The organism is Levilactobacillus brevis (genome assembly GCA_021383565.1).
Taxonomy (GTDB): Bacteria; Bacillota; Bacilli; order Lactobacillales; family Lactobacillaceae; genus Levilactobacillus; species Levilactobacillus brevis_B.
Map to the genome: position 1 here is coordinate 402,451 of CP079699.1, position 13,982 is coordinate 416,432.

General features: G+C 53.4%; 9 protein-coding genes and 2 pseudogenes. 9 read left to right on the top strand and 2 right to left on the bottom strand.

All coding sequences use genetic code 11. The features are described from left to right. Nucleotides 1-46 precede the first annotated feature (46 nt). The 3 genes and pseudogenes from KB236_01895 (at nt 47) to KB236_01905 (ending at nt 5,184) form a co-directional block, all read left to right on the top strand. Nucleotides 47-1,780: pseudogene (locus tag KB236_01895) on the top strand (ABC transporter ATP-binding protein/permease). Further along, a pseudogene (locus tag KB236_01900) lies at nt 1,773-3,614 on the top strand (ABC transporter ATP-binding protein/permease). The pseudogenes KB236_01895 and KB236_01900 overlap by 8 nt, the downstream one beginning before the upstream one ends. Before the next feature lie 559 nt (nt 3,615-4,173). Then, nucleotides 4,174-5,184 (top strand): beta-lactamase family protein, encoded by a 1,011-nt coding sequence (locus tag KB236_01905; protein ID UIF29532.1) that lies wholly within the window; start codon nt 4,174-4,176, stop codon nt 5,182-5,184. A gap of 224 nt (nt 5,185-5,408) precedes the next feature. On the opposite strand, the gene KB236_01910 is transcribed toward KB236_01905, so the two are convergent. Beyond that, nucleotides 5,409-6,113 (bottom strand): glutamine amidotransferase, encoded by a 705-nt coding sequence (locus KB236_01910; protein UIF29533.1) that lies wholly within the window; start codon nt 6,111-6,113, stop codon nt 5,409-5,411. Further along, entirely contained in the window at nt 6,110-7,459 is a 1,350-nt protein-coding gene (locus tag KB236_01915; GenBank protein ID UIF29534.1) for a Mur ligase family protein, read from the bottom strand. The genes KB236_01910 and KB236_01915 overlap by 4 nt, the downstream gene beginning before the upstream one ends. Nucleotides 7,460-7,663: 204 nt before the next feature. Between KB236_01915 and KB236_01920 the strand changes: the two genes are divergently transcribed. The 6 genes from KB236_01920 to upp all read left to right on the top strand — a co-directional run bounded on the left by KB236_01920 (nt 7,664) and on the right by upp (nt 13,568). Continuing rightward, entirely contained in the window at nt 7,664-8,248 is a 585-nt protein-coding gene (locus tag KB236_01920) for a thymidine kinase (GenBank protein ID UIF29535.1), read from the top strand. Between the two features lie 178 nt (nt 8,249-8,426). Then, on the top strand, nt 8,427-9,512 hold the full coding sequence (gene prfA, locus KB236_01925; GenBank protein ID UIF29536.1) for a peptide chain release factor 1: 1,086 nt from the start codon (nt 8,427-8,429) through the stop codon (nt 9,510-9,512). Next, entirely contained in the window at nt 9,505-10,347 is an 843-nt protein-coding gene (gene prmC / locus KB236_01930) for a peptide chain release factor N(5)-glutamine methyltransferase (GenBank protein UIF29537.1), read from the top strand. The genes prfA and prmC overlap by 8 nt, the downstream gene beginning before the upstream one ends. Before the next feature lie 29 nt (nt 10,348-10,376). Further along, the gene (locus tag KB236_01935) at nt 10,377-11,393 is read left to right on the top strand and encodes a threonylcarbamoyl-AMP synthase (GenBank protein ID UIF29538.1); all 1,017 of its coding nucleotides are present in this window, start codon (nt 10,377-10,379) and stop codon (nt 11,391-11,393) included. A 171-nt stretch (nt 11,394-11,564) separates the two neighbouring features. Beyond that, nucleotides 11,565-12,839: a serine hydroxymethyltransferase gene (locus tag KB236_01940; protein UIF29539.1), complete on the top strand. Its 1,275-nt coding sequence runs from the start codon at nt 11,565-11,567 to the stop codon at nt 12,837-12,839. A 93-nt stretch (nt 12,840-12,932) separates the two neighbouring features. Beyond that, the gene (gene upp / locus KB236_01945) at nt 12,933-13,568 is read left to right on the top strand and encodes a uracil phosphoribosyltransferase (protein ID UIF29540.1); all 636 of its coding nucleotides are present in this window, start codon (nt 12,933-12,935) and stop codon (nt 13,566-13,568) included. Nucleotides 13,569-13,982 lie beyond the last annotated feature (414 nt).

The window sequence follows — 13,982 nt, forward strand, 5'->3', positions numbered from 1 at the left end:
TATACAGTTTTCAGAGAGAAAAAAGAAGAAAGAAGGCCAAAATTCAATGATGCGACTTGCCCGAAAACACTTGGACTGGTGGGCAGTAGTCCTTGCTGTGGGCTTTATGATCATTCAAGTTATTTGTGATCTTTCGTTGCCAACGCTAACTTCCGATATTATTGATAAGGGGATTGCGCAAAACGACATTGGCTACATCTAGCAAACTGGTGGGAAGATGCTCCTGCTGAGTTTTATTGGGGTGCTGGGTTCTGCGGGGAACGTTTACTACGCCGCGACCCAATCCCAGAAGATGGGTCAACGGATTCGTTCGTCAATTTTCAAGAAGGTTACGTTCTCCTCAACCGAAGAATTTGAAACGGTGGGGAACGCGTCACTGATTACCCGGACGACCAACGATGTGGTGCAGATTCAAAACGTCATGGTGCAGATGCTGCGGATGATGTTGATGGCGCCAATCATGTTGATCGGTGCGGGGGTTCTGACCTATATCAAGAGCCCCAAGTTAACGCTGGTCTTTCTGGTGGCTTTACCGGTACTTGCCATTTTTACCGGAGCCATCATGTATTTTGCTGTGCCCTTATTCAAGAGCTTGCAGAAGAAGATTGACCGGATTAACCTGACCTTCCGTGAAGGCTTGACGGGCGTGCGGGTCATTCGGGCGTTTAATCAAGATCAGTTTGAACAAGACCGCTTCGAAGGCGCTAACCAAGACTACACCCAAACGGGGATTAAGGTCTTCATGATTGTTTCACTGATGTTCCCCGTGATTACGCTGATTATCAGTGGGACTAACATCGGTATCGTGTGGTATGGTGGGCAATTAATTGCCAGCCAATCCATGGCCGTCGGGAACTTAGTGGCGTTCATGACTTATGCGACGCAGATTCTGATTAGCTTTATGATGGTTTCGATGATCTTCGTCTTCGTTCCCCGGGCCCAAGCTTCGGCGGCTCGGATCAATGAGGTCATGGACTTGAAGTCCAAGATTAACGATGCCGATCAGCCAGTCAGCCTAAACGATAACGCGGCCAGCTTGACGTTTGACCACGTGAACTTCCGGTACACTGGGGCCGAAGAATTGGCCTTGGCGGACGTGAACTTCAGTGCGACCGCCGGCCAGACCGTGGCGATTATTGGGGGAACTGGTTCTGGGAAATCCACACTGGTCAACCTGATTCCACGGCTATTTGACCCAGAGAGTGGTCAGATTCGGCTAAATGGTACGGCCTTAACGGCGCTTAGCCAACACGATTTACACCAGGCGATTTCGATCACCCAGCAAAAGGCGGTCCTGTTCTCCGGAACCATCAAGAGCAACATGGCTTACGGGATGCCGGACGCTACGGATGACCAGATTTGGCACGCCTTAGATGTCGCTCAAGCCAGTGACTTTGTGAAAGAAGAGGGTGGCTTAGACGCCGTGGTCGAACAAGACGGGGATAACTTCTCCGGTGGACAACGACAACGACTGGTGATCGCCCGGACAATTCTGAAGCGCGCCAGTGTCTATATCTTTGATGATTCCTTCTCCGCGCTGGACTTCAAGACGGATTCCTTACTGCGGCAACAATTGCGGCAGGATGAGCAGGTCCAAAATGGGGTAACGGTCATCGTTGCTCAACGGGTCTCGACCGTGGCCGATGCCGATCTCATCTTAGTTATTGATGGTGGTCAGATCGTGGGTCAAGGAACGCATGAAGAATTAAAGGCTAACAATAAGACGTATCAAGAAATTCTGGACTCACAACTCCGAAAGGGGGACGTCGTCGATGCGTAATGGACGCGGATCTATAACTAAACAGCGGCCACAAAGTTTCTGGGGCACGACGATTCGGCTCTTCCGTTACATGGGCCGTTGGATTCCAGGCATTGTGATTGTGTTAATCTTTGCCGCAATTGCGGTTATCTTGCAAATTAAGACGCCTAAGATTTTAGGGAAAGCCACGACGGAACTGTTCAAGGGTGTGATGAAGGGGCAGGCTGAGTTAAAGGCCGGGATTCCCATGCACAGCCTTCCCGTGGACTTCAGTAAGATTGGTCAAATTCTACTGGTCGTGGGTGTAATGTACGCTGCGGCGGCAATCTTCAACGTGATTCAACAGGTCATTATGAACTGGATTGCGCAGAAGGTGGTCTACCAGCTTCGGCGAGACCTCAAACAAAAGATGCAACACCTTCCCATCAGTTACTACGATACCCATAGCAATGGGGACCTGATGTCGCGGATGGCCAACGATATGGATAACATTGGTGGGACGTTACAATAAACGCTCTCGCAGATGGTAACCAGTGTGCTGACCTTCTTCGGGGTGCTTTACATGATGCTCACGATCAGTGGGTGGCTAACGTTAGTTGCGTTACTCTCTGTGCCTCTGAGCTTGGTCGTGGTCATGATCGTGGCGCCTAAGTCACAGCGGTTCTTTGCGAGCCAACAGAAGAACTTGGGACTGCTCAACGACACGGTTGAAGAAACGTATGCTGGCCATACTGTGGTCAAGACGTTTAACCGTGAACAGGCGACCCAGGAACAATTCGAGCAACACAACAAGAAGTACTACCAGTCGGCTTGGAAGGCCCAGTTTGTTTCCAGCCTGATCTTCCCATTGATGAACTTCGTGAAGAACTTGGACTACTTGGCTGTTGCCGTGATTGGTGGGATTCAGGTTGCCAATGGACAGGTTAGCTTGGGGAACGTGCAAGCCTTCTTGCAATATACCAACCAGTTCTCACAACCCATCACGCAGATGGCTAACTTGACCAATACCATTCAGGCGACAATTGCGTCCGCCGAACGGGTCTTCGCGGTCTTGGACGAAAAGGAAATGGACGAATCCGCCGATGCAGCCTTGCCTGCACAGACGGCCGACGCGGGCAACGTGATTGAATTTGACAACGTGGCCTTCCAGTACGATCCTGAAAATCCACTGATTGAAGACTTCAATCTGAAGGTTAAGCCGGGTGAAATGGTCGCGATCGTCGGGCCAACTGGTGCCGGGAAGACGACCATTATCAACTTGTTGGAACGCTTCTACGATGTGGGTTCCGGCCAAATCAAGTATCGCGGTGAGACGACGACCAAGGTCTCCCGTTCAGAATTGCGAAAACACTTCGCGATGGTTCTGCAGGACACGTGGTTGTTCACCGGGTCCATCTTCGATAATATTCGGTACGGCCGGGAGAATGCCACCGATGAGGAAGTTTACGCGGCAGCCAAGGCGGCGCACGCGGACACCTTCATCCGGCAGTTACCGGACGGTTATGACACCGTCTTGAACGAAGCGGCCTCGAACATTTCGCAAGGGCAACGGCAACTGTTGACGATTGCCCGGGCCTTCGTGGCTGATCCGGACGTGCTCATCTTGGATGAAGCCACGAGTTCCGTGGATACGCGGACCGAAATGCTCATCCAGCAGGCCATGGAACGCTTGCTGGCGGGTCGGACCAGCTTCGTGGTGGCGCACCGACTATCCACGATTCAAAACGCGGAAAACATTGTGGTCATGAATCACGGTCACATCGTTGAAACGGGGAATCACGACAGCCTGTTGGCGGCCGATGGCTTTTACGCCGACCTGTACAACAGTCAGTTTGCGGGCAATAACCTCGCTTAACGGTTAACTTAAAATGATAAGCAATGAGGCCCTGGACGCAACTGTCCGGGGCCTTTTTGGGATGACCAGCAACCTTGGATAGCGCTGATCGCCTTACCGTTCGCCAAATCTAGGCTGGAACGTTGGGGAGAGGATCGGTCCAAGCCTGAGGAGCGGTCTTGGCCCTCGCTTGAAACCGCCAAAGACCAGCGTTTTCAAGGCGCCCATGCGGGGCTGATGAACCATCAGCCCCGCATGCCCCGACTGAGCCTAGATTTGGCTCACTCACGGCTTATATGCCTGCTAGCCGCAGGAGGCCGGGAATGGAGCCAGCTGTGCGTGTGAAGTTAGCTGTCTGAGTCAGGTTACTTCACTGGACGACCTTGGAGACGTGAATTTTCGGCTTCAAGGTGAGGAGAAAGACCGCACTGTGGCTTTCTCCGCTCCCCACAGCAGGCGTAATTTCTGGCAGCCGAAGGCGGATGACATCATCTATTGATGCCGAAACTTTGGCAATCCAGTAGTCAGCCACCCGGATTCCGGGGTAGAATGGGATGGAGAGAAAGTTGAGGCGGTAGAAATGACGTATCCACAAACGAAAGCGGCGTTACGGCGCCTAATCACCGATGGCATTGTGCCCGGCGTGAGCTATGCCTTTATCGACCAGGATCGGGTGGAGACCGGCGAGATGGGGCAAGCAGCGTTGGTGCCTCACTCGGAGGCCTTACGACCGGGGATGGTGTATGACGTGGCCTCACTGACCAAGGTCGTGGGAACCCTAAGCGTTACCCTCCAGCTGTTGGCACAGGGGCGGTTGCGCCTGACTGATTCGCTCAGCGATTGGCTTCCTGACTGGCAGGACCGGCGCGTGACGGTTCGTCATTTGCTGACCCATACCTCGGGGATTGTGGGTTATATTCCCAATCGTAATCAGTTGGCTGCCCCGGATTTGGCGGCAGCCTTGCTCAAACTCCACGTGGGGCCGACGTTTAACCGTAAAATGGTCTACGCCGACGTCAATTACATCTTCATGGGGTGGATTGTGGAGCGGATTCTGGGCGAACCCATCCAGATGGCCGTCCAGAAGCGCGTACTGACGCCGTTGGGCATGAGTCACAGCACCTTTACACCGCAGAACCCGCTGGATTGCGTACCCACGGCCGTGACCCGTGAGCGCGGGCTGATTCGCGGCGCGGTGCACGATCCCAAGGGCTACGTGCTCCAACGGCGCTGTGGTTCGGCCGGCCTCTTCAGTACGGCGCGGGACCTCGCCACGTTCTGTCAGGCCTACCTGTATCCCGAAAAGGTGGCGGGGATCTTGCCGCCAACTTGGGTGAACCGCTTGACGGTGGATTGGACGCTTGGTAGGCGAGCCAATCGGTCACTGGGTTGGGCACTGACCGCTTCACAGTGGCCGGTTAGCCACCGAGTCATCTGGCATTCCGGGTTCACGGGCACTTACTTGGTGATTGATCAGGCGGCTAAGCAAGCCATGGTGTTCCTGTCGAATCGGGTCCACCCGGTCGCCCCGAACCTGCCGTATCTGGACCAGCGCAACGCCGTGATTGGTACGTACTTGGCTGAGAAATAACCTGAGAAGCGGTTTGCCGGTTCGGTTTGAAGCCTGGCAGAATTCGCCAATCTCCAAACACGTCCCGCGCTGTAAGTTGATCCAGAACGTCCGCTATTATACTGGGCGTTATCCTTGTCACACTAAGAGTTCTAGCTGTTTTCTAGCCTTCAACCTTCAGTTAGTAAGTAAAAAAGCTGGCTTGAACCGCCTCAAAAGAGGGATTCAAGCCAGCTTTAATGGTTTTAGAACGTTGCCGGAATCGGCAGAGCTTCCTGTTGACTGAAATCGTCGTTCGGAAACTTGCGCTTCAAAGCGGCGACCAGCAAATGCTTGGCGATTTCGCCGTTACGGGTCAGAATCGGGCCGTGGAAGTAGGAGCAGTAGACGTTCTTGTAGATGGCGCCTTCCGTCCCGTCTTCACCGTTATTGCCCTTGCCGCTGACCACGTTGCCCAGCGGCCGTTCATCCTTGCCTAGATAGGTCAACCCTTGATGGTTTTCGAAGCCGTGGTAGGTTTCACCGGTCTCTTGGTTCTTGATCACGATGTCGCCGATGAACCGATTGTGGTCCTGGGCCAACGTGTAGTGGTCTAGCGCACCGATCCCAGGTAGCTTTTCGCCATCGGCCCCAATATAGTAGTGACCGAGGAGTTGGAAGCCGCCACAGATAGCCAGAAGGGGCCCACCGGATTCGATGAACTTAGTGAGTTCGGCCTTCTTAGTCTGAATATCCTGAGAAACAATGGTCTGTTCAAAGTCTTGACCACCGCCGAAGAAAGCGAGGTCGTAATCGGCCGCTTGGAAATCTTCCTCCAGGCTGACAATCTTAACGTTTAAGTGCACATCCATTTGTTTGGCATAGTGGTTCAGCGCGAGAATGTTACCAACATCTCCGTACGTGTTCATCAGGTTACCGTAGAGGTGTGCCACGTTTAATTCGTAAGTCATACGCCCAATCCCTCCTTGATGTAGCCCTTAGTGGCTAGGATTTTTCGCATCTGGAGCATCGCGGTGTAGGTGGCCAGCACGTAGACCCGTTCGGTAGGGACCTTCTTGATCTCCGCGACGACTTTTTCCAAATCGGGTTCCACGATGTGGCGGTCGTCCGGAATACCAGCGACCTTGAGCCGGAAGGTGATGTCCTTGTAGCGCTCGCCCCCGGTGATCACCGTCGGAATGTCCCGTTTGGCCAGCTGCTCGAAGTCACCGTCCCAGATCCAACTGGTGTCGATTCCGTCGGCGTAGTTGGCATTTAGCAGGCCAACCAGTGAGAACTTCTGCTTATCGGTGCCGATCATATGGAGCACTTGGTCCAGTCCCACGGGATTCTTGACCAGAATAATCGTGACCTGCTTACCGTCCACGTCGATGACCTCTTGGCGGCCAAAGACCTGCTGATTGCCGGTAAAGGCACGCGCAATCTGGGCGGGCGCTACACCCATGAAACGACCCACCGCATACGCGGCCAGTGCATTGTAGATGTTGTAGGTCCCCCCAACACCGATCTTAAAGTCGTGACCATCCACCGCAAATTCGGAGGAGGTCGGCGTTTGCTCGCCTAACTTGGTTAAACGGTAGGTGAGTTCTGGCCGTTCGAAGCCACAGTTCGGGCAGAAGTACTTGCCTTGGTTGCTGTAGGTCAGGGAATGGTAGTGGAGAATATGCTCACAGACGGGACACAGCACGCCATCCGTGTTGGGTTTAGCCTTCAAGTCCTGATCGGGCTGGTCATCAAAACCGTAATATTCGATGGGGTTCGGCAGTTCCTTGGAGTGGAAGATGGGTGAATCTCCATTGGCGATGATCGTGGCGTTTGGCGCTAGGGCCACCCCGTCGAGAATCTTCTGGTAAGTCGTATAGATTTCGCCGTAGCGGTCCATCTGATCCCGGAAGATGTTGGTGAAGACGAAGGCCTTGGGTTCGATGTATTGGGTGACCTTGATCACGTTGGCCTCGTCGACCTCGAGGACGGCTAAGGGCCGCCCCGTCTTAGGATGCTTAGCATTCAGAAAGGTCGTCACGATCCCTTGTTCCATGTTGGAACCGGTGGGATTGGTTAGAATTGCCGGGTATTTTTGATGGAGAACGGAGACCGTGAGTGCGGTGGTCAGCGTCTTGCCGTTGGTCCCGGTAATGACGATGACATCGTATTTCGCGCCCAGCGTCCGTAAAATGTTGGGGTCCAGCTTCAGCGTAATCTTCCCGGGCAGAGAACTGCCCCCGTGAAGAAACGTGTGGAGAAACCAGTAAGAGGATTTCCCCGCGAAGGTGGCAAAGCCGCTTCTTAATGACATGGATATTTCGCTCCTTAATCGCGACAAATTTTTTAATGTCGGGTTCCTTAATATTCAAGCCTTAATTTTAGCATTTTTTCAACGTTTAGGGGAGAACTATGCCCTAACTTTGACAAAATCCCAAGAACTTTGGCGGCGTCACGGTCGAATTTTCCTAGGGAATCAGCTATAATAGATGGAAACTGTCAAAAAGGTGGGAATAACGTGGCGCAGCTATTTTTTCGGTACGGTGCAATGAATAGTGGGAAGACCATTGAAATCTTGAAGGTCGCCCATAACTATGAGGAACAACACAAGCGGGTCATTATCATGACGAGTGGGCTGGATACCCGCGACGAGGTGGGATACATTGCCAGTCGCATTGGGTTGAAGCGCGAGGCACACCCCATCTTCGAAAAGACCAACCTGTACGACGAAATTAAGCGGATTGACGCGCACGCCAACTGTGTCTTAATTGACGAGGCGCAGTTCTTGAAGAAAGACCACGTGCTCCAGTTGGCCAAGGTTGTGGACGATCTGAAGATTCCCGTGATGACCTTTGGGTTGAAGAATGATTTTAAGAATGAATTGTTCGAAGGATCCAAGTACCTGTTACTCTATGCGGATAAGATTGAGGAAATGAAGACCATCTGCTGGTTCTGCACCAAGAAGGCCATCATGAATCTACGGTTCCACGATGGCCGGCCGGTGTACGAGGGCGAGCAGGTTCAGATCGGCGGTAACGAGGCCTACTATCCCGTTTGCCGGCGCCACTATTTCAATCCCCCATTGGATCAGATTGGGAAATAACCGGATCGCGACCCGGTATTTTACAAAAAGAGCTGGCACTTGCCGTCAGATATGGTAAGCTGGCTTAGCGAGAGCGGATGTCGTATGTAGCGGCGCAAGCGCAATACGACTTTTTGTGACGCTCTGAATCACCCTAGACGAGATATAGACGATGTAAAAACGAAACGAGGTTAATCGAATGGACGAAATGTTTGATAAGCTCCAAGCCGTAGCCGATCGCTACGATGAGCTGAATGAATTGATCAGTGACCCAGAAGTCATTGCGGATACGCAACGCTTCATGGCGCTCTCCAAAGAAGAAGGGGAGCTACGCGAAACGGTCGACAAGTACCACCAGTATCAAGACGTGACCCAACAGATTAAGGATGACGACGAGATGCTCCGTGAAAAGCTCGACGATGACATGGATGCCATGGTCAAGGACGAGCTGAAGGATTTAAACGAGCAAAAAGAAAAGCTGGAAGAAGACATCAAGGTCTTACTGTTGCCGAAGGACCCCAACGATGACAAGAACATCATCATGGAAATTCACGGCGCGGCCGGTGGGGATGAAGCCAGCTTATTTGCGGCCGATCTCTTTAGCATGTACTCCAAGTACGCCGAACGCCAAGGCTGGAAGACGGAAATTGTCGACGAGAATGCCACCGAAGTCGGGGGCTTTAAAGAAATCGTCATGATGATTACCGGTGACAAGGTCTACTCCAAGCTGAAGTATGAAAACGGCGCGCACCGGGTTCAACGGGTGCCCGTTACCGAATCAGCCGGTCGGGTGCACACGAGTACCGCAACCGTTGGGGTGATGCCGGAAGAAGAGGACGTGGACATTGATATCGATCCCAAAGACATCCGGACCGACGTTTACCGTTCCTCTGGTGCCGGTGGCCAACACATCAACAAGACCTCTTCTGCCGTGCGGATGACCCACTTGCCAACCGGGATCGTCGTGGCCATGCAAGACGAACGGTCACAACAACAAAACCGGGCCAAGGCCATGCAGATTCTGCGGGCGCGGGTCTACGATTACTACAAGCAACAAGAAGAAAGTGCCTACAATGCCGAACGGAAGTCGGCCGTGGGAACCGGGGATCGTTCCGAACGGATTCGGACCTATAACTACCCTCAAAACCGGGTAACCGATCACCGGATTGGGTTAACGTTGAACAAGCTAGACCGCGTGATGAACGGGGAACTCGACGATATTATCGACGCCCTCATCTTGTCCGATCAGGCCGCTAAGCTTGAAGACTTGAAGAACAATGGCTAAGTCATTGACCTATTTGGCAGCGCTGCGGCAGGGTCAGGCCCAGTTGACGGCGGCCAATCAGGACCCCAGTGCGGCGCAATACCTGCTGACGGAAGCCCACGGTTGGACGTTTACCCAATTGGTCTTGCACTATCGCGAGACGTTACCAGTGGCCGAGATCCAGGCCTTTCAGCATCAACTGGACCGGGTGGCCGCGGGTGAACCGGCGCAGTACGTTTTAGGTCGGGCTAATTTCTATGGTCGCGACTTCCGCGTGACGCCTGACACCCTCATTCCCCGTCAGGAAACGGAGGAATTGGTGGGGTGGATCTTGGCGGCAACCACGCCATCGCCGATACGCGTCCTTGACGTGGGAACGGGTAGTGGCGCCATTGCGGTGACGCTAAAGGCCGAACGCCCGGATTGGACGGTCACCGCCAGCGACATTTCGGCGGCCGCTATTGCCGTCGCGCGAACGAATGCTCAGCGGTTAGCCGCGCCCGTTGATTGGGTGACGGGGGATTTATTTGCGCCGGTCACCGGCCAGCGATTCGACGTGATCGTGTCGAATCCGCCCTACATCGATCGGGCGGAGACGGCGGTCATGGACGCGTCTGTCAAGCGTTATGAGCCGGAACAGGCCTTGTACGCGGCGCACCACGGTCTGGCCTTCTACCAGCGATTTGCCAGTGAATTGGCGGCCTACCTGTTGCCAGGCGGCCAATTTTTTGCCGAAATTGGTTACCAACAGGGCGCTACGGTCAGGGCAATCTTCGAGACGGCCTTACCGGCAGCCACGGTGACGATTCGCGCGGACATTAACGGTCACGATCGCATGGTCCACGTACAACTCTAGTTTTTTGGCGATGGGAGAGAAGAGACTTTATGGAAACAAAAATTTTTCAACCAAATCAAATTAACGAGGCGGCAGCGGCCATTCAAGCCGGTCAACTCGTGGCATTCCCCACGGAGACCGTCTATGGCTTGGGCGCGGATGCTACCAATGAGGCGGCGGTCAAACAGGTTTACTTGGCCAAAGGCCGTCCCAGCGACAACCCACTGATTGTTCACGTGACGGGCGAGGACACGGTTAAGCAGTACGCTCAGCCGTTGTCGCCTAAGGCCGAAGCGTTGATTAAAGCGTTCTGGCCGGGCCCGTTGACTCTCATTTTTAAGTTACAACCCGGTAAGCTATCCAAGGCGGTTACTGGCGGCTTGGAGACGGCGGCCTTTCGCAACCCCGCTAACCAAGTCACACTGGATCTGATCAAAGCAGCCGGCGTACCACTGGTAGGACCATCCGCGAACACGTCCGGTAAGCCCAGTCCAACGCTGGCCAAGCACGTCTACCACGATCTCAACGGCAAGATTGCCGGGATTCTAGACGATGGGCCCACTAAGGTGGGGGTGGAGTCGACGGTGCTTGATATGTCGACGCCGGTCCCGACCATCTTACGGCCGGGCGGTGTGACCGAGGAACAGCTGGCGGCCGTGATTGGCACGGTGCAATCCAACCATCACAAGGTGGGTAAGGGCGAGATTCCTAAGGCCCCCGGGATGAAGTACAAGCACTACGCCCCCGACGCGCAGGTCACGATTGTGGACGATGAAGCCGACTGGCCCGCAGCGCTTGCTTGGGCAGCTCAGCAGGCTGGAACCATCGGCGTCATGGCCTTGGACCGAACGTTGGCTAACGAGACGTTACCGGCCAACACCGAGGCCTTTTCGTTGGGCGCCGATATGGCCAGTGCCAGTCACCGCTTATTTGCGGGACTCCGACACTACGATCTGGAATCACCGGTTACTGGGATTTTGGCCCAAGGCTTTGCGCCCGAAGGCTTAGGTGCGGCCTACATGAACCGGTTGAACAAGTCGGCCGGGCAACAACATTTTACGAAATAAGATGAATTTTAAGCGGAGCGTGGGTGCGTTCGGTCGGAGAGATCGGGGCAGTCGCGCTTTTTGCGTGGTCGCGCTTGCCAGCCGTCACCCGTAGCTGCTTCCCACGGTGCCGGTCGTTATAAAAATATAAATAGGCCAAACTTCTCCCGTAAACTAGCGAAATTTGGTAAAATGGTGACAACTATAGTTCAGGAGGGATCGCCAGTGAATTTTAAAGAACAAGATCCAGCGTTATGGGACGCTATTGCTCACGAGGAGCAGCGGCAAGAGGATACCATTGAACTCATTGCCTCGGAAAACATCGTGAGTCACGCGGTACGCACCGCCCAGGGCTCTGTGTTGACGAACAAGTATGCCGAGGGCTATCCAGGCAAACGGTATTACGGGGGCACCCAGTACATCGACGTGGTGGAGCAACTCGCCATTGACCGTGCTAAGAAGCTGTTTAACGCCGAGTATGCCAATGTCCAGCCTCACTCCGGGTCACAAGCTAATCAGGCCGTCTATGCGGCATTTTTGAAGCCTGGGGACACTATCTTGGGGATGGGTCTGGACGCCGGGGGACATTTAACCCACGGCGCCAAGGTCAACTTCTCTGGTAAGTTGTATGAGGCCTACAGCTACGGCTTGAATCCCAATACGGAACTCCTGGACTACGACATGATTCGTGACTTGGCGTTAAAAGTGAAGCCGCAGATGATCGTGGCCGGGGCCTCCGCTTACTCGCGGACGATTGATTGGCAGGCCTTCCGGGCGATTGCCGATGAGGTTGGCGCCTATCTGATGGTCGACATGGCCCACATCGCCGGACTCGTCGCGGCGGGACTACATCCGAGCCCCGTAGGCATTGCCGACGTGGTCACGACCACGACGCACAAGACGTTGCGAGGGCCGCGGGGCGGGTTGATCCTATCCCAAGCTGAAAATGCCAAGCGGATCAATTCGGCCGTCTTCCCTGGGACGCAGGGGGGACCACTGGAGCACGTGATTGCAGGGAAAGCGGCGGCCTTTTTCGAAGATCTTCAACCGGCCTTCACCGATTATGCTCGGCAGATCATCACGAACGCGGCGGCGATGGCCGATGAATTCAAGCAATTGCCAACGGTGCGGGTAGTTTCGGGCGGCACGGACAATCACCTGATGACCCTGGACCTATCGGCGACCGACCTAAACGGTAAGCAGGCACAAGAATTGCTGGATAGTGTGATGATTACCACCAACAAGGAAGCCATCCCTAACGAGACCCTCAGTCCATTCAAGACATCGGGGATTCGGTTGGGCACGCCGGCCATCACGACGCGAGGCTTTACGGCTGATGAGTGTCGCGAAGTAGCTGATTTAATCGTCAAGACGGTCCTAAATCCCAACGATGACGCTGTTTTGGCATCGGTCAAATACCGGGTGCACGCCTTGACGCAGGCACATCCTTTAACGGCTTTGCCATAATTTTACTGAAAAAACGTTTTCATTCAAAATTAATCCGTTCTGGTAGCGTAGTTAATGGTACAATTGTAAGAAATCATAAAGGAGCGTTTATTCATGGGGAAGTTTCAAGTACTCGACCACCCGTTGATTCAACACAAGTTAACTATTATTCGGAATAAGAACTGCGGTACCCGCAGTTTCCGCGAGGTAGTCAACGAAATCTCGACTCTGATGGCATACGAAGTGTCACGCGATATGCCATTGCAGGACAAGGTTATTGAGACGCCAGTGGCCAAGATGACCGCCAAAGAACTGGCCGGTAAGAAAGTGGCGATTGTGCCCATCTTACGGGCTGGTATCGGTATGGTCGATGGGATCTTAGAGTTGATCCCCGCTGCAAAGGTCGGTCACATTGGGATGTACCGTGACGAAGAGACCCTGCAGCCCCATGAATACTTTGTTAAGATGCCTTCCGATATCGATCAACGCCAGATCTTCATCGTTGATCCGATGTTGGCGACTGGTGGCTCTGCCATCATGGCGATTGATGCCTTAGTCAAGCGGGGTGCGAGCGAAAAGAACATGAAGTTCGTGTGCCTGGTATCTGCACCGGAAGGGGTCAAAGCCTTACGGGAAGCTCATCCGGATGTCGATATTTACGCGGCAGCTTTGGATGATCACTTGAACGAAGATGGCTACATCGTACCTGGTTTGGGCGATGCTGGTGATCGTTTGTTTGGGACGAAGTAAACTTTAAAGAGATTCAGCTTAGGGCTGAGTCTCTTATTTATTTTCCGAAATGGGGGTGGTGCCCCGTTTGCACCGGATTTTCTCGAATTTATGCGGCCGTTTATCGTGGATCTTGGCTTAACCGGACCTATTTACAGAAAATCTCCTTGACAAGTGGCAATTCTTCTGGGGCTACTTGCGCGCGCAAACAGGATGTGAAAACGGTTACGAACCTTTTCAGCACTAAGCTTATCCAAGTTGTGAATAATGTTTAGACTGTAAAAAATTGTTTTGTTTTTTAGCTGAATTGGTGGTATCATTTCCAGTGTATTTGAATGGAGCGCTCGCTTCGTTCACTATTCCGCATTTCTCGGAAGAAAGCTTGATGAAAACGTTAGGCGAAGCCTTCGAGAAACCGCGTCCATATAGTGTTGA